Raw genomic sequence first — 21,194 nt, 5'->3', positions numbered from 1 at the left:
ATTAAACTGCTGTGATAATCACTATCACAGCAGTTTGGTTTTCACTTTAGCGCTTCATAGCAAGTGAGTCGTTATTATCGATCATGATTAATCGTGTTGTTGTACTGGCGGCGGCGCTAACACTTCACGGTTAGCGTTATGCCCCGGTGCACTCACAATGCCATGCGCTTGTAATTGATCAACAATACGCGCAGCACGGTTATAACCAATCTTAAATCGACGTTGTACACCTGAAATAGATGCTCGACGCGTTTCTGCAACAAAAGCAGCGACTTCATCAAATAACTGATCTAAATCATCATCACCCGATGGTGCTTCACCCGGAAGCAAGCTATCTGCACCTTGATCTGAGTTTAGAATGCTATCGATATATTGTGGTCTGCCACGTGCTTTCCAATCATTAACCACATTATGTACATCATCATCAGATGCAAATGCGCCATGAACACGAATGGTGTGACTTTGACCTGACGGTAAGTACAACATATCACCCATACCTAATAACGTTTCTGCACCACCTTGATCTAAGATTGTACGAGAATCGGTTTTGGTTGATACAGTAAATGCCATTCGAGTTGGAATGTTAGCTTTGATCAAACCGGTAATAACATCAACTGATGGACGCTGAGTGGCTAATACTAAGTGAATACCTGCAGCACGGGCTTTTTGAGCCAAGCGAGCAATCAGTTCTTCCACCTTTTTACCCACAACCATCATTAAGTCAGCAAACTCATCGACAATCACCACAATACTTGGCATTTTTTCCAATAATGGTGGGTATTCATCCATGGTATCGCCAGGTTTCCATAATGGATCGTGAATTGGATGTCCCGCCTCTGCCGCTTCTTTCAGTTTAGCGTTATAACCTGCAAGGTTACGTACACCACAAGCAGCTAACACTTTATAACGACGTTCCATTTCACCGACACACCAACGCAGCGCATTACCAGCATCTTTCATGTCAGTAACCACTTCTGTTAATAGATGTGGAATACCTTCATAGATTGATAGCTCCAACATTTTCGGGTCAATCATAATAAAGCGACAATCTTCTGGCTTACATTTGTAAAGTAAGCTCAGGATCATTACGTTTACACCCACTGATTTACCAGAACCGGTGGTACCTGCAACCAATAAGTGTGGCATTTTACTTAAATCAGCCACAACAGCATCGCCCGCAATATCATTACCTAAAACGATAGGCAATGCGCCACCAACATTTTGGAATTGCTCACTGGCAACAACTTCAGACATATAAACCGTTTCACGGCTCTTATTCGGCAGTTCTAAGCCAATGTAAGGTTTACCCGGAATCACTTCAACTACACGTACTGATGTGGTTGATAATGCTCGTGCCAAATCTTTTGATAGCCCTGAAATACGACTAACTTTTACCCCTGGAGCAAGATCAAGTTCATAACGCGTGATCACCGGACCTGGGTAAATACCTTTAACTTGTACTTTGATTTTATAATCAGCAAGTTTTGACTCTATCAAAGCAGCAGTGGCTTGTAGCTCTGCATCAGACGCCTTTTCTACCGTTTTACGTGCAGGTTGCAGTAAGTCTAATGTTGGCATTGGTGATGTTGGTACTGGTAGATCAGGCTCTTTTTGCATTAAGAATGGATTATCTAATCCTGCAAGGTGTGCTTGTTCTTTTTGTTTATCACGAATACGTTTTAGGAAGATTTCTTCGTCGGTTAAACCTTCTTCTGAAGTATCAACATTCGCTGTTGGCACAAAAGATTCAGCAACCGGAGCAGCATAAACTTGTGATGCCGCAGGTTGTTCATTAACAACAGCGTTAATCACATTTTGTGTTTGCTCATCGACAGCAACAGTAAAGTCTTCATCTTTTTCAAGCTCGCGCTCAAGTGCTGATACAGACAAACCTTGTAGAGGCGCAGCTTGTTCTACAGGCGCAACGTATGGCTGTGGCTCAACTTGCGGCGCTGCTTGTTCAACTGGCGCAACATATGGCTGTGGCTCAACTTGCGGCGCTGCTTGTTCAACTGGCGCAACATATGGCTGCGGCTCAACTTGCGCTGCTGCTTGTTCAACTGGCGCAACATATTGCTGTGGCTCAACTTGCGGCGCTGCTTGTTCAACTGGCGCAACATATGGCTGCGGCTCAACCTGTGGCGCGACTTGTTCTACAGGCGCAACGTATGGCTGTGGCTCAACTTGCGGCGCGACTTGTTCAACTGGCGCAACGTATGGCTGCGGCTCAACCTGTGGTGCTGCTTGTTCTACAGGCGCAACATATGGCTGCGGTTCAACCTGTGGTACTACTTGTTCTACAGGCGCAACATATGGCTGTGGCTCAACTTGCGGCGCGACTTGTTCTACAGGCGCAACATATGGCTGTGGCGCGACTTGTTCTACAGGCGCAACATATGGCTGTGGCGCGACTTGTTCAACAACAGGCGTCATTAACGGATCGCTAACTGTTGCAGCTGAAGATGAACGAATAATTGGAGTGGTGTTTGATGGCGTATAAACAGGGTCTTTACGCTCAAACGAGTGTCCATGTGCAGATTCAACAGCAGATGAGGTTGAATAAGATGATAATAGCAAATCATCCTGAGCATCATTGTCGCTATTATTAAGATGCTGAGCATAAGGCATATCAGATTCAGCAGCGATATCCGCCGCAAATGGACGCATGATTTCATGTTTATCTGAACGTAATTTATTTAATATCCAGGTTAAACTTGAGAGTGTCTTTGCACCTAATTGATCAACAATCGTTACCCATGAAATACCCGTAAATAAGGTAAACCCAATTGCCCATGTAAACATGAGTAGTAAGGTTGCCCCTAATACATTGAGCAGTGGCAACGATATATTGGCAACAACATCACCAATAACACCGCCCGATGAGAAATACCAAATATCATCAAAGTTAAGATCAGCCAATCCACAACTACTTAGTACTAATAGCATTAATCCTAACCAGCGTGTACCGTAAACCATAAAATCCAGTGACAGTATTTTTCTGCGGTGATGATAAATAAACCAACCGAGCAATACTAAAACAATAGGAATAATGTAGGCCAGAGACCCAAAAATAAAGAACAGAGTATCTGCTACTAATGCGCCAAATGAACCGGCTTTATTTTGAACCACACCTTCCCAAGCAGTTTGTGACCAAGAAGGATCGGCGGGATTAAATGTGACTAGCGCAACCATCATATAAATGGCAACTAAAATACTGATGATCAAAAAACCTTCAACAATGCGTTGCCAACCTGATAAACGCATTTTGGGCAGTTTTTTACCTTTAAACTTCCTCAAGAATAACTCCGGTGTTTCTATCAAATTCGAATATTTTACCAAAGTGCTGATATTTTCAGCTACCAATGCTGTATTACGGTTAATAACAATACAGTATTCAATACCGAGCGATACCGTTGGCAAACTCACAAATATAAAGTAAATGTCTTAATGCCATCATTCTATACTAAAAGACCACATTGTCTGTGTTCGTCGCCCTTTAAAATAAAAATTTTTTCAATGGTAAGCAATATCTTCTAACCAATAAAAGCTAACTATCTCAACCGGCTAGTCCTTGCTTATTTTAGACGCTTAGTTGTCAAATAAATTCATCATTATGTCAATTCATAGTTTCGTTTGAGTGATTAAGCAGCAATTACTATTTTAAATCCGCATAAACAAATACACCCTGAATAACAATGACGTCATTCAGGGTGCATGTATATATTTACAATCTTACAGCAATTAAAACGCGACGATTTATCGAGTTTTGATAACCAAGTTATTGCTTTGCTTAACTTCTTCCATAACAACATAAGTACGAGTGTCATTAACACCCGGAAGACGTAATAGCGTTTCACCAAGCAATTTACGGTAAGCTGACATGTCTGATACACGTGTTTTCAACAAGTAGTCAAAATCACCAGAGACTAAATGACACTCTTGAATGTCTTCTAGCTCTTGTACTGATTTATTAAACTGTTCAAAAACGTCTGGCGCACCACGGTTTAAGGTGATCTCAACAAAAACCAATAATGAGGCATCAAGAAACTGTGGATTTAATAATGCTGTATAACCACTGATATAGCCTTGGCGCTCTAAACGACGTACACGTTCTAGACACGGCGTTGGCGATAGACCAACACGCTTTGAAAGCTCTACGTTTGAAATTCGACCGTCTTTTTGAAGTTCATTCAAAATATTGCGGTCGATGCGATCCAATTCCTTGGATGGTTTCTTTTTGGTATCTACCATTTTTTATTCCACCTTCTCACTTCCTTGCAAAAAAATATACTACATCTTATCTATTTTTAGAATCAAATACTCTAATAGTCAAACAATCAGTGATAAAGATCAGACGATCATGCTATTTACTCACCATAATTGTTTAATTGTATCTCAATCTTGTGATGGCGATTATCCTTCGTCATACGAGGATTATCCTGAAATCAGCCAATCAAAAACAAACATTTAACTATTTGTACCAAAACCAAGCAGATTATCAAAGTAAATTATTACATCAACACCAATATATTAACATAACTTAACTTATTGGCATTTTTAATCCAATATCAAATAGTTAAATCCGTCACTATCACGTTATTATTCGCAAAATTAAAATTACTTTTATGGGCTACTTTTCTTACGGAAGCTTGTGCTAGATCAAATTATCACGATCTGACTTTTCACTTTTAACACTTCAAAAAAGCCCTTTGCTACGGTATTTTTGTGATCTATATAACATCTCTAATTTAAGACGATTCAAGCGCATCAAACCTTTTTAGCTTAGCTTCAATAGTGTTAACAGATTATTGATTGTCTTACATCCTCTTCCTTTACGACTGCAATTTACCTACAATCAGTCTTCCATAATAATAATATTCAGCCTGGAGAAAAAATGAGTAACGTAAAACATTGTGAACTACTCATCCTTGGTTCTGGACCTGCAGGTTACACAGCGGCTGTTTATGCAGCACGTGCAAACCTATCACCAGTAATGATCACTGGTATGCAGCAAGGTGGTCAACTTACCACTACAACAGAAATAGAAAATTGGCCAGGTGATGCAGACGAGCTAACAGGCCCTGCATTAATGGATCGCATGAAAGCACATGCGGAAAAATTTGATACTGAAATCATTACTGATTTTATTAGCGAAACTGATTTTAGCCAACGACCATTCCGCCTCAAAGGTGAAACCGGTGAATACACTTGTGATGCATTGATTATCTCAACGGGCGCATCAGCTAAATACATCGGCCTAGATTCTGAAGAAGCCTTTAAAGGGCGTGGTGTTTCAGCGTGTGCGACCTGTGATGGTTTCTTCTACCGTAACCAAAAAGTTGCCGTTATTGGTGGTGGTAACACTGCTGTTGAAGAAGCATTATATCTGTCAAATATTGCCGCAGAAGTCCACCTTGTTCACCGTCGTGATAGTTTCCGTTCAGAGAAAATTTTAATTAATCGTCTGATGGATAAAGTCGCGAACGGTAATATCATTTTGCACACAGATCGTACCCTTGAAGAAGTGTTAGGTGACGACATGGGTGTAACAGGTTTACGTCTTAAAGATACTCAATCAGAAGCGACTGAAGAACTTGAAGTAATGGGCGTCTTTATTGCTATTGGCCACCAGCCAAATACAGCCATCTTTGACGGTCAACTTGAGATGGAAAATGGCTATATTAAAGTCCAATCAGGTCTTCACGGCAATGCAACTCAAACCAGTGTTGAGGGTATTTTTGCTGCTGGTGATGTGATGGATCACACCTATCGTCAAGCGATCACTTCTGCTGGTACTGGTTGTATGGCAGCCCTTGATGCAGAACGTTATTTAGATGCGTTAGCTGACCAACAATAAGTACATAAAGCGACTATTTATATAGTGGCTTTTTTTTCCTTACAGCAATGTGAATCTCAACCATGTTGCTGTAAGAGCGACCCACCATAAATACCGTAATGAAACCTTATTTATATGGATAAACAATTACAACGCGATTTGACCAAATGGTTAAAATCCCAAAGTAAGCTCGCCAAACGCTGGATGATGTTCAGTATTGGATTAGGGTTTACTTCGGGATTATTGCTTATCGGGCAAGCGGCTTTATTAGCCAATATTCTGCATCAATTGATCATCGAGCATACGGATAAGTATCAGCTTGTGAATCAGTTTATTGGGCTTATTGTCATTATCGGTTTACGCGCATTATGTAGCTGGGGACGAGAAGTTTGTGGCTATCGTTGCGGTGAACAAATTCGACTCCATATTCGCCAATTAATCCTCAACCGTTTACAAAATCTCGGTCCAGCCTACATTAAAGGTAAACCTGCTGGTGTATGGGCAAGTTTAGTACTTGAACAAGTTGAAGAAATGCAAGATTTCTTCGCGCGCTATTTACCTCAAATGTCACTTTCAGTGTTGATTCCTGTAGTGATTCTAGTAGTGGTCTTCCCACTTAACTGGGCGGCGGGTTTAATCTTCCTTATTACTGCGCCTTTAGTGCCATTCTTTATGGCCTTAGTGGGTATAGGTGCAGCAGATGCTAACCGTCGTAATTTTAAAGCATTACAACGCTTATCTGGCCACTTTTATGACCGTTTACAAGGGTTATCAACCCTACGATTATTCAATCGTGTTGATGCTGAGGCTGAAAATCTTGATGCCGCTTCACACGTATTACGTAAACGCACCATGGAAGTTCTGCGCTTAGCCTTTTTATCATCGGCGGTGTTAGAGTTCTTCTCTGCCATTTCTGTTGCGATTGTTGCAGTCTATTTTGGTTTCGCATTCATTGGCGAGCTCAACTTTGGTAATTACGGTGTACCTGTTTCATTATTTACTGGTTTATTCGTGTTGGTGCTTGCGCCTGAATTTTATCAGCCATTACGTGATCTTGGTACTTTCTACCATGCCAAAGCACAAGCCATTGGTGCGGCAGAATCCATTGTTGAGTTCTTAAATATTGAAGCTGACGAAATGAGCAATGGTGATACACCGTTACCAACACCTAATGCCATTCATATTAGCGTTACTGATCTCGAAGTGCTTAGCCCCGAAGGTCAAGTATTAGCAGGACCGTTAAGCTTTAACATTAATACCAATGAACATGTGGCACTTGTTGGCCCAAGTGGCGCGGGTAAAACCAGTTTACTTAATGCCCTGCTCGGCTTTTTACCTTACCGCGGCAGTATTAAAATCAACGATATTGAACTCAACCAACTTAAACATGAGCAATGGCGTCAAGCCATCAGTTGGGTCGGTCAAAACCCGTTATTAGTTCATGGTACGGTACGTGACAACATTACTCTAGGTAACCCTAGTGCCAGTAATGACGATGTCGATCAAGTTGCTCGCCAAGCTTATGCAGATGAATTTATTCAGCGTCTTGAAAAAGGCTACGAACACCATGTTGGTGATCGTTCTGGTGGTTTATCTGTTGGTCAGGCACAACGTATTGCCGTTGCGCGTGCGATGTTACAAAACGGCGCTTTTTGGCTACTCGATGAGCCTACCGCCAGCCTTGATGCTAATAGTGAACGCTTAGTATTAGAAAGTTTAGCGTTAGCTGTTACTAACCGCACGACCTTAATGGTCAGTCACCGTCTTGATCAACTGCATGCTATGCAGCGCATTTTGGTGATGGATAACGGTAAATTAGTTCAGAACGGTAGCTTTGAGACTATTAGTCATCAAGGTTTACTCGCTGAAATGCTCACTCATACAGATAAGAGGGATCTCGATGCGTGATTTAATCCCTTACCTTAAACTCTACCGCAAGCACTGGTTCGGTTTAACCTTAGGCATGATTCTAGGTTTATTAACACTATTGTCAGCTATTAGCCTACTGACCTTATCCGGTTGGTTTATTGCAGCTTCTGCGGTAGCGGGTCTCAGTATTATTGGTCGTCAAACCTTTAACTACATGTTACCTGGTGCTGGTGTACGAGGCTTTTCAATGGCACGTACGGCTGGACGCTGGGGTGAGCGTGTAGTTAGCCACAATGCTACCTTTAAGCTATTGGCTGACTTACGGTTATTCTTTTTCCGTAAGCTAACACCGTTAATTCCTGGTCGCCATGCTAATTTACGTGATGCCGATTTACTCAACCGTTTAGTCGCTGATGTTGATGCAATGGATCATGTTTATTTACGCTTAGTCAGCCCGCTGGTGATCGGCATATTAGGCATTATCATTGTTACTGGTTTTCTGGCTTGGTTTGATCCCACTATTGGTTTTACTCTTGGTGGTATTTTACTGGCGTTAATGATTATTTTACCGATTGTTTTTTACCGTTTAGGTAAGCGCAATGGTGAAACTCTTACTCACGCAAAAGCCAACTACCGTATCACGCTGTTAGACTGGATTCAGGGACACGCTGAATTATTACTGTTTAATGCCGAACAGCGTTACCGTCAACAAGCTGAAGCAGAGCAAGATAAACTGCTTGATGCGCAGCGGAAAATGGCGAGCTTAACCGGTATTGCTAATGGTCTATTAATGGCGGCAACAGGCTGGACATTAGTGCTGATTATGTGGATTGCAGCCAACGGTATTGCCGGTAACGCACCCGATCCGTTCGTGGCAATGGTCGCATTTACCACTATGGCTAGTTTTGAAATGATGATGCCAGTAGCGGGCGCTTTCCAATACTTAGGCCAAACATTATCATCTGCAAAACGTCTTAATGAAATTATTGACGCCACCCCTGACACTGTATTTGATCCTAACGGTCATACTGCGGTTGTTAACGGTGATATTAGCCTTAATAATATTAGCTACACCTATTATGGCAGTGATCAACCGGTTGTTAAGCACTTATCGCTTGAGATTAAACGCGGTGAAAAGCTGGCGCTACTTGGTCGTACTGGCTGTGGTAAGTCAACGTTATTACAATTATTGACTCGTAGTTGGGATCCTCAACAAGGCCAAATCCTTATTGATGGCGTCGATCTTACTCGTTGGAGCGAGCCTGCATTACGAAATGCGATTACTGTCGTCAGCCAACGAGTTGATGTCTTTAATGGATCATTACGTGAGAATTTAATCTTAGCTAAACCTGATGCTAGCGATGAACAATTGGTCGCTGCACTGGAAAAAGTGGGTCTTAAGAGCTTACTTGATGATAAAGGCTTAGATACTTGGCTTGGTGATGGTGGTCGTCATATTTCTGGTGGTGAGCGTCGCCGTATTGGTATCGCTCGTGCCCTACTGCATGACGCACCAATTCTGTTATTAGATGAACCAACTGAAGGGCTTGATCGTCGTACTGAGCAGCAAATACTGGACTTATTACTAGAGTTTGCCAAACATAAAACGGTGCTATTTATTACTCACCGTCTTGTTGGTCTCGATAGTATGGATCAAATTTGCTTAATGGATGAAGGTGAGATCATTGAACGTGGTCAGCATCAACAATTGCTGGCACAAAATGGTCGATATGCTGAATTATGTCGTCGCATTTAAGCAGCAATTAACGCACTAACACGCCATATAACGCCGATAATCGATTGTGATTATCGGCGTTTTTTTTATTTGTCGTTAAATGTTATATTGATTGCAGTAGTTTTTTGACGCCCATGTAGTTGATAACAAATGACGATTTATATTCCTGAAATTGATCCTGCATCATTACAGTTCCCAGATCCTAATACAGCTCGCACAGAACCAAATGGTTTATTGGCCTTTGGTGGTGATCTTAGCCCTCAACGTCTACGTCAGGCTTATCGACACGGTATTTTTCCATGGTACTCACAAGGTGAACCTATTTTATGGTGGAGCCCCAATCCGCGTGGCATCTTTATTCCGCAACAATTTACGCCAAGTAAAAGTTTGCGTAAATTTATGCGAAAAACCCCTTATCGAATTACACTCAATCATGCATGCCATGCAGTGATCCGCCACTGTGCTGAATCTCGTGGCCCAAATCAGACCTGGATCACTGAAGCAATGATTAACGCTTACCAAACATTGCATGATCAAGGTGATTGCCATTCAGTTGAAGTATGGCAAGACCAACAATTAGTGGGTGGTTTTTATGGCATCGCTGTCGGTAGCATTTTTTGTGGGGAATCTATGTTTTCACTCGCAGATAACGCTTCAAAAATTGCGTTATGGTATTTCTGTCATCATTTTAATCTCCATGGCGGCCAGTTAATTGATTGCCAAATGATGAATCCACATCTCGCTTCTTTAGGAGCTAGTGAATTAGATCGACAGCACTTTTTAAGCCTACTGCATCAACAACGCGATATTGCCTTACCCGCAGCCTGTTATCATCCACAAACTTTGGTGTTATAACGAATTAATAATGAAAGAATTATCCTTACAGCTCGGCCTTACACCTGAAAGTGACTGCAATTACTTACCACAGCAACGCGATCAACTTGGCGTGGTAATGGATCAACCTTGGCTCAACCCTAATGGTTATGATCTATTAATTAGTTCAGGCTATCGCCGCAGTGGTAGCATTATCTATAAACCGATGTGCAAAAATTGTAATGCATGTACGCCACTACGAGTTGATTGTACTCATTTCACGCCCTCTAAAAGTCAAAAACGCCAACAAAATCAACTCAAAAAATTACAGTGGCAATTTAAACAACAATTGGACCCTAATTGGTTTGAATTATATGAGCGTTACATTAATGTTCGTCATGCTAGCGGCTCAATGTTTCCAGCCAATAAACAGCAATTTTTTGATTTTATTACTGCGCCGTGGATGAATACTGCATTCTTGCACCTTTATGAAAACAATCAATTAATTGCTATTGCTGTTACCGATGTTTTTACTGACTCACTCAGTGCCGTTTATAGCTTTTTTGAGCCAGAGCATAAGCTTTCATTAGGCACATTGTGCGTACTGTTACAAATTGAAGTTTGCCGTCAAACTCAACGTCAGTGGCTTTACCCTGGCTATCAAATAGACCAATGCCGTGAGATGAATTACAAAGTTCGCTTTATCCCTCATCAAAAATTAATTCATGGTGAGTGGATCAGTTAAGTGTTGAAAACACGCAAAACGGTTAAATTAACCGCAAAACAAGAATGGGTTACATCTGCTTTTGTTAATTTACTGAGAAAAAATAGATTAATCGCGAACAATAGCTGACAAAAACAACTGGCAAGGGTAAAATTACGTCCTAAACTTTACACTCAAACAGTTTCAAGGCATTATCCAGCCCGATCAAGATGAATGGCTGGTAGCCTAAGAGGATTCAATGGCAAAAGAAGACGTAATTGAAATGGCTGGTACTGTACTAGATACACTACCAAATACTATGTTCCGTGTTGAGCTGGAAAACGGTCACGTTGTTACTGCTCACATCTCTGGTAAGATGCGTAAAAACTACATCCGTATCCTTACTGGCGACAAAGTAACTGTGGAACTGACTCCTTACGATCTAACTAAAGGTCGCATCGTCTTCCGCGCACGTTAATCTTTCTCTAAAAGATTAGTGCTGCAAATAAAACCCAGCCTTTTGCTGGGTTTTATTTTGACAGACGATGGTAACAAGTAGTCAAACATAAAAACGCCGCAGATAGTTGTTACTATCTACGGCGTTTTTGTTTATTACTCTTTCGCTAAAGTATTAGCTTAATGCGCGGCTTCCATCTCACTGCTGAACTGAAAATCTAATTCGCCATCAATGAAATCAACACGCACCGAACCACCATTCACTAATGAACCAAACAACAATTCATTCGCAAGTGGCTTTTTAAGGTTCTCTTGAATCACACGCGCCATTGGACGTGCACCCATCGCCTTATCATAGCCTTTATCTGACATCCACTCACGTGCACGCTCAGACACTTCCATAGAGACACCACGAGCATCGAGTTGTGCTTGCAGTTCTACGATAAATTTATCAACCACTTGGCCAATAATGTCTTTCTCAAGATGATTAAACCAAATGATATTATCAAGACGGTTACGGAATTCTGGCGTAAAGACCCGTTTAATCTCTGCCATTGCATCATGGCTATGATCTTGTTGAATAAGACCAATTGATTTACGTACCGTTTCCGTTACACCGGCATTGGTTGTCATTACAAAAATAACATTACGGAAATCAGCTTTACGGCCATTGTTATCTGTTAGCGTACCGTTATCCATCACTTGTAATAGCAAATTGAATACATCAGGGTGCGCTTTTTCAATCTCATCGAGTAATACCACTGAATGTGGGTTTTTGATAACAGCGTCAGTTAATAAACCACCTTGATCATAACCAACATAACCAGGAGGCGCACCAATTAAGCGGCTCACTGTATGACGTTCCATGTACTCTGACATATCAAAACGTAACAGCTCAATGCCCATTGTACGTGCTAACTGGACCGTCACTTCCGTTTTACCCACACCTGTAGGGCCTGCAAATAAGAACGAACCAACTGGTTTGTTATCAGCACTTAATCCTGCACGGCTTAACTTAATAGCTTCTGTTAATACATCAATCGCACTGTCTTGACCAAATACCAACATTTTCAAACGGCTATCAAGTGTCTGTAAAACATCACGATCACTGCTTGAGATTGATTTCTCTGGAATACGAGCCATCTTAGCAATCATCGCTTCGATATCACCAACGTTAACCGTTTTTTTACGGCGACTCGCAGGAGCTAAACGACAACGTGCACCCGCTTCATCAATAACGTCAATGGCTTTATCAGGTAGATGACGCTCATTAATGTATTTAGCCGATAACTCAACTGCGGCACGAATTGCTTTATTGGTAAAACGAACTTCGTGGTGAGCTTCATATTTTGATTTTAAGCCCATCAAAATTTTAGTGGTATCATCTAATGATGGCTCAACCACATCAATTTTTTGGAAACGACGTGACAATGCACGCTCTTTCTCAAAAATGTTGCTGTATTCTTGATAGGTTGTTGAACCCATACAGCGCAACTTACCGCTACTTAATAGTGGCTTAAGTAAGTTAGCCGCATCCACTTGACCACCCGATGCTGCACCTGCACCAATGATGGTATGAATTTCATCAATAAATAAAATCGCATGATCTTCTTTTTCAAGCTGCTTTAAAATACCTTTAAAACGCTTCTCAAAGTCACCACGATACTTAGTGCCCGCTAATAACGAACCAATATCAAGTGAATAAATCACACAGTCTTGAATGATTTCAGGTACTTGACCCTCAACAATACGCCATGCTAGACCTTCAGCAATAGCTGTTTTACCCACCCCAGCCTCACCGACTAATAATGGGTTGTTTTTACGACGACGACAAAGTACTTGTACTGTTCGCTCAAGCTCTTTATCTCGACCAATCAGTGGATCAATTCCACCTGATTTCGCAAGTAGGTTAAGATTGGTGGCAAAGTTCTCAAGTTTATCGTCAGAACTTTGCTCTGCGCGTTGTTCTTCCGTATTCCCCGTCTCTGATGGATTAATATCATCATTATCACTGCCTTTAACAGTGCCATGAGAAATAAAATTCACCACATCAAGACGACTAATATCACTCTTCTTAAGTAGATATGCAGCGTGCGACTCTTGCTCGCTAAAAATTGCAACTAATACGTTTGCACCTGTAACTTCACTTCGACCCGATGACTGCACATGAAACACTGCACGCTGTAATACTCGTTGAAAACTCAATGTTGGTTGAGTTTCACGGCTTTCGTCATCCGCTGGAATCAAGGGTGTTGTTTGTTCAATAAAAGAATCTAACTCTTTGCGCAATACATCAAGATCAGCGCGACATGCTAAGAGTGCTTCTTGTGTGGCTACATTATCTAATAGAGCCATCAGTAAATGTTCTACCGTCATAAACTCATGACGCTTTTCTCTGGCACGGGCAAATGCACCGTTCAGGCTCGCTTCAAGTTCTTTATTTAGCATAGGCACCTCCCCTAAAAACCACTCAATATGGCGTGCCGGAAAAAGATTATGCTTTTTCCATCGTACATAACAACGGGTGTTCATTTTCCCGTGCGTACATCGTTACTTGCGCAACTTTCGTTTCTGCTACTTCTGCGGTAAAGGTGCCACAAATAGCTTTACCTTCATAATGTACCGCGAGCATTAACTGAGAAGCCTTTTCCAAATCCATGGAAAAAAATGTTTGTAACACATCAATTACAAAGTCCATCGGTGTGTAATCATCATTGTTTAAAATTACTTTATACATCGATGGCGGCTTAACTTGGATTTCTTCCTTATCCAGTACATCAGATTCAGGATTCATCCATTCGTATAACTTACTCATAGTTTTATCTTAGTTCATTCATTCGTGAGCTGGCTATAGCCAAGTTAATAAAAGATTTTATCAAAATGTTACAAACAATACTTGACTGACTAGTTTATTTTACTACATTGTAAATTGTAGTAGATATAATCTGCATCAAAATCGCATTAGTATGCAATCAGAATTACTGAGTGTTCAACTAATGTCAAATGGAAATTGAATGCAAAAAGGATGTATAGCATGGCAACAGGTACAGTGAAATGGTTCAATAACGCCAAAGGATTTGGCTTCATCTGCCCCGAAGAAGGTGAAGACGATATTTTCGCTCACTATTCAACAATCCAGATGGATGGTTACCGAACACTTAAGGCAGGTCAACAAGTGAACTACGAAGTTCAAACTGGCCCTAAAGGTTACCATGCAAGTGCTATTGTTCCCGCAGAAGGCGACCTAGCCAAATAAGCGATACCAATATTAATTGCACATTAAAAGGTGGGTTATGCCGCCTTTTATTTGTTTATTCGAAATCAAATAACTTAATTTCTTATACAATATACCAATTACTCACCAACTTCGACTCTCATCGACCGTTATTCACTACTTAGGTTTAATTTCACTCAACCACTTTTCTTGCCAGCAAAAAAACATTGTCATTCCCCTTGCTAAAAAGTGAATAAAAACCGCATAAAAAACCAATGCGTCATTCTTTCAAACGCGACAAAAAAACAACAACAACTTTAACAAAAAACAAACATATCGCTCATACTTCTATCCTATGCCAATTTTTATTCGTTGCCTATATCAGATAGTTATCATGTTGCTTGTTTGAGAGTTAGCGCACGAGAGTATGATAGATTTGATGATTTTACCGACACTTAAGCCCTATACAAAACTTATAAGCTAACGGTTTAATCATTATGCTACAGCGATAAAAAAGGCCCAGCAAATGCTGAGCCTGATATAGTTTCTAAATTGCGCTAACAATTACATTTGTTCAATCATATCATCAGCAAATTCAGAACATTTACGCAGATTAGCGCCGTCCATTAGACGTTCAAAATCATACGTTACCGTCTTATTACTGATTGCCGCTTCCATTGAGCTAATAATCAAGTCAGCCGCTTCTGTCCAACCCATATGACGTAGCATCATTTCAGCAGAAAGAATCAATGAGCCAGGGTTAACTTTATCTTGACCGGCATACTTAGGCGCTGTGCCGTGAGTCGCTTCAAACAATGCCACGCCATCACCAATATTGGCACCAGGTGCAATACCAATACCGCCCACTTGAGCTGCTAATGCATCAGAAATGTAATCACCATTAAGGTTCATGGTTGCAATCACATCATACTCTTCAGGACGCAGTAAAATCTGCTGTAGGAAAGCATCTGCAATACAATCTTTAATTACAATCTCTTTGCCTGTGTTTGGATTCTTTAATGTCATCCAAGGCCCGCCATCAAGCAATTCAGCACCGAATTCTTGTAACGCAACATCGTAACCCCAATCTTTAAATGCACCTTCAGTAAACTTCATGATGTTACCTTTATGAACTAAAGTTAACGAATCACGATCATTATCAATGGTGTATTGAATAGCGGCACGTACTAGACGTTTAGTTCCGGCTTCCGATACAGGTTTAATACCAATACCACACTGTTGTGGGAAACGAATTTTAGTCGCGCCCATTTCTTGTTGAAGGAACTGAATGACTTTATCAGCTTCTGCAGTGCCCGGTTGGAATTCAACGCCAGCATAAATATCTTCAGAGTTTTCACGGTAAATCACCATGTCAGTTAACTCAGGACGTTTCACTGGGCTTGGTACGCCATCAAAATAACGTACCGGACGTACACAAATATAAAGATCCAGCTCTTGACGTAATGCAACGTTAAGAGAACGAATACCGCCACCAACAGGTGTTGTTAATGGGCCTTTAATTGCAACTTTATATTCGCGAATAAAATCAAGAGTTTCTTGTGGAAGCCATGCGTCATCACCATAAACTTGGGTTGATTTCTCACCGGTGTAGATTTCCATCCACTCAATCTTACGATCACCGGCATACGCTTTCTTAACTGCGGCATCCACAACTTTAATCATTGCTGGACTTACATCAATCCCGATACCGTCACCTTCGATGTACGGAATAATCGGGGTATTAGGAACAATCAATTTACCCGCAGCGTCTACTGTGATTTTCTGACCGGCTGTTGGTACAATTACTTTACTATCCATTTTAAATCTCCTGGCATCCATTTGTTATCATTTTGTAAGAGGCGAGCAAATCATACTTTAAATTTTATCAATACGTCAATTATGTAATTTTTCACGTATAATACCATTGTCTAACTCATCAACTCTTACAACAACGCGTATTTATGAAGCCAAACACCACAAAACGTCAACCTCTTCGTGACAATAATGAGCGAAGAGCATCAAGAAAAACAAATAAACCAAAGCGTCCTCGTGGACCACAAAAAGTGATTTTATTTAACAAACCTTATAACACTCTGACCCAATTTTCAGGTGAACCGGGCGATAGTACCTTAGCTGATTTTATTCCAGTCAAAGACGTTTATCCTGCTGGACGCTTGGATAAAGACAGTGAAGGCTTATTGGTTTTGACCAATGATGGTATTTTACAAGCACGCTTAACACAGCCTCAATCAAAACAAGCCAAAGTCTACTGGGTACAGGTTGAAGGTTCACCAACAGCAGCTGATTTACAACAATTGCGTGATGGAGTGACATTGAAAGATGGCCCGACATTACCCGCAGGTGTCGACGTAATCGAATCACCACAAATATGGGATCGAACGCCCCCTATTCGTGAACGTAAAAATATTCCAACCACTTGGCTTGCTATTACGCTACGTGAAGGTCGTAACCGTCAAGTTCGTCGTATGACTGCCCATATTGGTTTTCCAACATTGCGTTTAATTCGTTATCAAATGGCACAATGGACTGTGGCAGATTTAGCGCCAGGCGAGTGGAAAGAAATTACCCTACCCGCGCCAATTCAAGCGTAATTTAGTCGCCATCTTATTTGCGCTCTATGATTTACATCAGGGCGCATTATTCTCTTCAATACTGTAAAACTATTTTCCTCAACAAAAAACTACACATTTTTACTAAGATCCTCTATGATTGCGACAAATAGCAAACGTTTGCTATTTGGTTTTATAGTGGCGTTTCTAATAAAAATCTGTTGACGTTTTTTTTATAGCATTCAGTTTTTAAATACTTTTTTGGAACATCAATAGGATTATTTTCACTCTCGTTATCATTATCGATTATTTATTAGAGTGTGATTCTGCTCTCGATCTGTTTCAGGCGCAGGGTTTCTGTTAGAATTACGCCCTTAACACTAAATTAGCGACAGTAGAGAAATATGTCTGATAACAGCCAAAAGAAAGTCATTGTCGGCATGTCCGGCGGCGTAGATTCATCGGTATCCGCTTACCTGCTCCTTCAACAAGGTTATCAAGTTGAAGGCCTGTTTATGAAAAACTGGGAAGAAGACGATAACGACGAATACTGCTCTGCTGCAGAAGATCTCGCTGATGCACAAGCGGTATGTGACAAACTTGGTATTACACTGCACACCATTAATTTTGCAGCTGAATACTGGGATAACGTGTTTGAGTACTTCCTTGAGGAATACAAAGCAGGTCGCACACCAAACCCTGATATTTTGTGCAACAAAGAAATCAAATTTAAAGCCTTCCTTGAGTTTGCCGATGAAGTGCTTGCAGCCGACTATATTGCAATGGGTCATTATACTCGTCGTAGTTTCCCAACAGCTGAAGGTGAAAAACCTCAAATGCTGCGCGGTGTCGATAACAATAAAGATCAAAGCTATTTCTTGTACACCTTAAGTTACGAGCAAATTGCACGCAGTTTATTCCCTGTAGGTGAACTTGAAAAACCTGAAGTTCGTCGTATTGCTGAAGAGCAAGGTCTAATCACTGCTAACAAAAAAGATTCAACCGGTATTTGTTTTATTGGTGAACGTAAATTTACTGAGTTTTTAGGTAAATACCTTCCTGCTCAACCGGGTAAAATTGAAGTTGCAGATACCGGTCTCGTTATCGGTGAACACCAAGGCCTGATGTACCACACTCTAGGCCAACGTAAAGGCTTACATATTGGTGGTCAAAAAGGCGGTAATGGTCTTGAAGATGCATGGTATGTTGTTGATAAAGATCTAAAACGCAATGTACTTATTGTTGGCCAAGGTAAAGATCATCCTCGTTTAAAATCAAACGGTTTGATTGCCTCTCAATTACATTGGGTTGATCGTCAGCCGATCCGTGAGACAATGACATGCACGGTAAAAACTCGTTACCGTCAGCAAGATCTTCCTTGTACCATCATTCCAATGAATGATGAAACCATTAAAGTGATTTTTGATGAGCCTCAAATTGCAGTAACACCAGGACAATCTGCCGTATTCTATAACGGTGAAATCTGTCTCGGTGGTGGCATTATTGAAGAGCGAATTTAAAGGAGTTTTTGCGCGTGGCTTACTCTATTTATGATCGAACGATTGCGTTTGCAGGCATGTGCCAAGCAGTCAAATTAGTTCAAGACGTTGCCCGTAATGGCAATTGCGACTCAGCAGCATTAACTACCATGCTAAACAGTATTATGGCAACCGATCCAGCCAATACGGTAGGTGTCTATGGTAGCGAAGCTGATTTACGTATCGGTTTAGAAGCGATGGTACGCGATATTGATGGTTCGTCATCAGGCAGTGAGATAACACGTTATCTTGTTGGCGTTATGGCACTTGAGCGTAAACTATCAGCTCGCCGTGATAGTATGGCACAGCTGGGTGATCGCGTTAGTACATTGAAGCGTCAAACGGTGCATTTTGAAATACTTGATGAGCAAATGCTGAGTAATATTGCCAGTATTTACTTAGATATCATTAGTCCATTAGGACCACGGATTCAAGTATCAGGTACGCCAGCGCAATTACAACTCCCCCATGTTCAGCATCGAGTACGGGCATTATTACTTGCCGCTGTACGTAGTGCCGTACTGTGGAGTCAAGTTGGCGGTAAACGTCGCCATTTATTATTTGGTCGTAAGCAAATGCTAGAGCAAGCAAAAATCCTGCTCGCACGCAACTAAGTTAACGCATTGCTCACTCCCATTCAGCCTGAACAAATCAGGCTGAATATCAATTTTGTTTTAACCCTCATAAACCAGGAGAGATCAACATGGAACTGTCAGCACTGACAGCTGTTTCCCCAGTAGATGGCCGTTACGGAAGCAAAACAAGCGTACTACGCAGTATTTTTAGTGAGTTCGGTTTACTAAAGTACCGTACTATCGTTGAAATCCGTTGGTTACAAAAATTAGCCGCTACTGATGCTATCGTGGAAGTTCCTGCATTCAGCGCAGAAGCGAATGCTTTTCTAGATCGTATTGCTACTGAGTTTAGTGAGCAAGATGCACTTCGTATTAAAACAATCGAACGTACAACTAACCACGATGTAAAGGCTGTTGAATACTTCCTAAAAGAAAAGGTTGCAGAAGTTCCTGAATTGCATGCCGTTAATGAATTTATTCACTTTGCATGTACATCAGAAGATATCAACAACCTATCTCATGCACTTATGCTAACAGAAGCACGTACAAGCGTAATGCTACCTGAAGTGCGTAATGTTATTGATGCGATTAAAGCACTAGCAAACGAATACCGTGATATGCCAATGCTTACTCGTACTCACGGTCAGCCTGCTTCTCCATCAACAATGGGTAAAGAAATGGCTAACGTGGCGTACCGTATGGAACGTCAATATAAGCAAATCGAAAACGTTGAAATTCTTGGTAAGATCAATGGTGCTGTTGGTAACTACAACGCTCATCTATCAGCTTACCCTGATATTGATTGGCACCAATACAGTGAAGAGTTTGTGACTTCATTAGGGATCACATTCAACCCTTACACAACTCAAATTGAACCACATGATTATATTGCAGAATTGTTTGATGGCTTTGCCCGTTTCAACACTATTTTGCTTGATTTTGATCGTGATATTTGGGGTTACATTGCTTTAGGTCACTTTAAGCAAAAAACGATTGCTGGCGAAATTGGCTCTTCAACTATGCCACATAAAGTTAACCCAATCGATTTTGAAAACTCAGAAGGTAACCTTGGCCTAGCGAATGCTATCTTTGGTCACTTAGCACAGAAACTTCCGGTTTCTCGCTGGCAGCGTGATCTAACAGATTCAACAGTATTACGTAACCTAGGTGTTGGTTGTGGTTATGCCATTATTGCTTACACATCAACCCTAAAAGGTATCAGCAAGCTTGAGCTTAACCAAGCAGCACTAGAAGCTGAACTAGATCGCAACTGGGAAGTACTTGCAGAGCCAGTACAAACAGTAATGCGTCGCTACGGTATTGAAAAGCCGTATGAAAAGCTAAAAGAGCTAACGCGTGGTAAGCGTGTTGATGGTGAAGGCATGCGCACATTCATTGATGGTCTAGAATTACCTGAACATGAAAAAGTACGTCTAAAAGAGCTAACACCTGCAAACTACATTGGTGATGCCGTTAAGCTAACTGATCTGCTTTAAATTATTCGCTAGATAGATTAATTCCAAAAGGACGCTATTAATATACCGTCCTTTTTTATTAACCTAATATTGAAGATCTTCTGACGTTGTATTGACGCAAGAAATAACACATCCTTCTATACTTTTAATCGTTATCTGAGCTTAATAATCACAGCTTTATATCTTCAACTAAGTATTCAGAAAACGAGATGTTCTGAAATATACATAAAAATATAAAATTAAAAATAACTTCACCTTATTTCACCAATAAGAAACAAATCCCACTATTCATAATAAGAATAATTAGCAAAATTAATATTCACTGCCTTATAAAACAATGCACTAGAATAGTATAAAAAATAATAAATAAAATCTGATTTATTATTTTATTGTTTTCATAACTCTTCAGA

General features: G+C 40.8%; 16 protein-coding genes. 11 read left to right on the top strand and 5 right to left on the bottom strand.

The window, feature by feature from the left end; translation table 11 throughout:
- Nucleotides 1-87: 87 nt before the first annotated feature.
- Together PAND9192_RS12185 and lrp are read right to left on the bottom strand one after the other, a co-directional pair.
- Entirely contained in the window at nt 88-3,297 is a 3,210-nt protein-coding gene (locus tag PAND9192_RS12185; protein WP_442439542.1) for a DNA translocase FtsK 4TM domain-containing protein, read from the bottom strand.
- 459 nt (nt 3,298-3,756) lie between these two features.
- Entirely contained in the window at nt 3,757-4,251 is a 495-nt protein-coding gene (gene lrp / locus PAND9192_RS12180) for a leucine-responsive transcriptional regulator Lrp (RefSeq protein ID WP_005368765.1), read from the bottom strand.
- A 643-nt stretch (nt 4,252-4,894) separates the two neighbouring features.
- Here lrp and trxB point away from each other — a divergent pair.
- The 6 genes from trxB (at nt 4,895) to infA (ending at nt 11,434) form a co-directional block, all read left to right on the top strand.
- Nucleotides 4,895-5,857, top strand: a complete 963-nt coding sequence (trxB, locus tag PAND9192_RS12175; RefSeq protein ID WP_087845185.1) for a thioredoxin-disulfide reductase — start codon at nt 4,895-4,897, stop codon at nt 5,855-5,857.
- A gap of 114 nt (nt 5,858-5,971) precedes the next feature.
- Complete coding sequence (gene cydD, locus PAND9192_RS12170) at nt 5,972-7,744, top strand: heme ABC transporter permease/ATP-binding protein CydD (RefSeq protein WP_087854032.1); 1,773 nt, start codon at nt 5,972-5,974, stop codon at nt 7,742-7,744.
- Nucleotides 7,737-9,461 (top strand): heme ABC transporter ATP-binding protein/permease CydC, encoded by a 1,725-nt coding sequence (gene cydC, locus PAND9192_RS12165; RefSeq protein ID WP_087854031.1) that lies wholly within the window; start codon nt 7,737-7,739, stop codon nt 9,459-9,461. The genes cydD and cydC overlap by 8 nt, the downstream gene beginning before the upstream one ends.
- 129 nt (nt 9,462-9,590) lie before the next feature.
- On the top strand, nt 9,591-10,295 hold the full coding sequence (gene aat, locus PAND9192_RS12160; protein WP_087854030.1) for a leucyl/phenylalanyl-tRNA--protein transferase: 705 nt from the start codon (nt 9,591-9,593) through the stop codon (nt 10,293-10,295).
- 10 nt (nt 10,296-10,305) lie between these two features.
- Nucleotides 10,306-10,998: an arginyltransferase gene (locus PAND9192_RS12155; RefSeq protein WP_060998205.1), complete on the top strand. Its 693-nt coding sequence runs from the start codon at nt 10,306-10,308 to the stop codon at nt 10,996-10,998.
- A 217-nt stretch (nt 10,999-11,215) separates the two neighbouring features.
- On the top strand, nt 11,216-11,434 hold the full coding sequence (infA, locus tag PAND9192_RS12150; protein WP_005368778.1) for a translation initiation factor IF-1: 219 nt from the start codon (nt 11,216-11,218) through the stop codon (nt 11,432-11,434).
- 158 nt (nt 11,435-11,592) lie between these two features.
- On the opposite strand, the gene clpA is transcribed toward infA, so the two are convergent.
- Entirely contained in the window at nt 11,593-13,860 is a 2,268-nt protein-coding gene (gene clpA, locus PAND9192_RS12145) for an ATP-dependent Clp protease ATP-binding subunit ClpA (RefSeq protein ID WP_087820849.1), read from the bottom strand.
- A 46-nt stretch (nt 13,861-13,906) separates the two neighbouring features.
- Nucleotides 13,907-14,227 carry an ATP-dependent Clp protease adapter ClpS gene (gene clpS, locus PAND9192_RS12140; protein ID WP_060998203.1) on the bottom strand — a complete coding sequence of 107 codons (321 nt, stop codon included), beginning with the start codon at nt 14,225-14,227 and terminating at the stop codon, nt 13,907-13,909.
- Between the two features lie 219 nt (nt 14,228-14,446).
- Here clpS and cspD point away from each other — a divergent pair, with 219 nt between their 5' ends.
- The gene (gene cspD, locus PAND9192_RS12135; protein WP_060998202.1) at nt 14,447-14,668 is read left to right on the top strand and encodes a cold shock domain-containing protein CspD; all 222 of its coding nucleotides are present in this window, start codon (nt 14,447-14,449) and stop codon (nt 14,666-14,668) included.
- A gap of 522 nt (nt 14,669-15,190) precedes the next feature.
- Here the strand turns inward: cspD and icd are convergent.
- A complete protein-coding gene (gene icd / locus PAND9192_RS12130) occupies nt 15,191-16,444 on the bottom strand; it encodes an NADP-dependent isocitrate dehydrogenase (protein WP_087854029.1) in 1,254 nt (417 codons plus the stop codon).
- A 143-nt stretch (nt 16,445-16,587) separates the two neighbouring features.
- Here icd and PAND9192_RS12125 point away from each other — a divergent pair, with 143 nt between their 5' ends.
- From PAND9192_RS12125 to purB, 4 genes are all read left to right on the top strand, one after another.
- Nucleotides 16,588-17,238, top strand: a complete 651-nt coding sequence (locus tag PAND9192_RS12125) for a pseudouridine synthase (RefSeq protein WP_087854028.1) — start codon at nt 16,588-16,590, stop codon at nt 17,236-17,238.
- 362 nt (nt 17,239-17,600) lie between these two features.
- Complete coding sequence (gene mnmA, locus PAND9192_RS12120) at nt 17,601-18,716, top strand: tRNA 2-thiouridine(34) synthase MnmA (protein WP_087854027.1); 1,116 nt, start codon at nt 17,601-17,603, stop codon at nt 18,714-18,716.
- A 14-nt stretch (nt 18,717-18,730) separates the two neighbouring features.
- Nucleotides 18,731-19,348 carry a high frequency lysogenization protein HflD gene (gene hflD, locus PAND9192_RS12115; protein ID WP_087854026.1) on the top strand — a complete coding sequence of 206 codons (618 nt, stop codon included), beginning with the start codon at nt 18,731-18,733 and terminating at the stop codon, nt 19,346-19,348.
- Between the two features lie 89 nt (nt 19,349-19,437).
- Nucleotides 19,438-20,805, top strand: a complete 1,368-nt coding sequence (gene purB, locus PAND9192_RS12110) for an adenylosuccinate lyase (RefSeq protein WP_087854025.1) — start codon at nt 19,438-19,440, stop codon at nt 20,803-20,805.
- Nucleotides 20,806-21,194 lie beyond the last annotated feature (389 nt).

The organism is Photobacterium andalusiense, assembly GCF_900185625.1.
GTDB lineage: Bacteria > Pseudomonadota > Gammaproteobacteria > Enterobacterales > Vibrionaceae > Photobacterium > Photobacterium aquimaris.
Note: the sequence above shows the minus strand (reverse complement) of the source record. Positions and strands in the feature narration are given on the sequence as shown.

Excerpts from the sequence above, each read along its gene's own strand:
- lrp (WP_005368765.1), bottom strand. The coding sequence starts at position 4,251 with ATGGTAGATACCAAAAAGAAACCATCCAAGGAATTGGATCGCATCGAC.
- trxB (WP_087845185.1), top strand. The coding sequence starts at position 4,895 with ATGAGTAACGTAAAACATTGTGAACTACTCATCCTTGGTTCTGGACCT.
- cydD (WP_087854032.1), top strand. The coding sequence starts at position 5,972 with ATGGATAAACAATTACAACGCGATTTGACCAAATGGTTAAAATCCCAA.
- cydC (WP_087854031.1), top strand. The coding sequence starts at position 7,737 with ATGCGTGATTTAATCCCTTACCTTAAACTCTACCGCAAGCACTGGTTC.
- aat (WP_087854030.1), top strand. The coding sequence starts at position 9,591 with ATGACGATTTATATTCCTGAAATTGATCCTGCATCATTACAGTTCCCA.
- PAND9192_RS12155 (WP_060998205.1), top strand. The coding sequence starts at position 10,306 with ATGAAAGAATTATCCTTACAGCTCGGCCTTACACCTGAAAGTGACTGC.
- infA (WP_005368778.1), top strand. The coding sequence starts at position 11,216 with ATGGCAAAAGAAGACGTAATTGAAATGGCTGGTACTGTACTAGATACA.
- clpA (WP_087820849.1), bottom strand. The coding sequence starts at position 13,860 with ATGCTAAATAAAGAACTTGAAGCGAGCCTGAACGGTGCATTTGCCCGT.
- clpS (WP_060998203.1), bottom strand. The coding sequence starts at position 14,227 with ATGAGTAAGTTATACGAATGGATGAATCCTGAATCTGATGTACTGGAT.
- cspD (WP_060998202.1), top strand. The coding sequence starts at position 14,447 with ATGGCAACAGGTACAGTGAAATGGTTCAATAACGCCAAAGGATTTGGC.
- icd (WP_087854029.1), bottom strand. The coding sequence starts at position 16,444 with ATGGATAGTAAAGTAATTGTACCAACAGCCGGTCAGAAAATCACAGTA.
- PAND9192_RS12125 (WP_087854028.1), top strand. The coding sequence starts at position 16,588 with ATGAAGCCAAACACCACAAAACGTCAACCTCTTCGTGACAATAATGAG.
- mnmA (WP_087854027.1), top strand. The coding sequence starts at position 17,601 with ATGTCTGATAACAGCCAAAAGAAAGTCATTGTCGGCATGTCCGGCGGC.
- purB (WP_087854025.1), top strand. The coding sequence starts at position 19,438 with ATGGAACTGTCAGCACTGACAGCTGTTTCCCCAGTAGATGGCCGTTAC.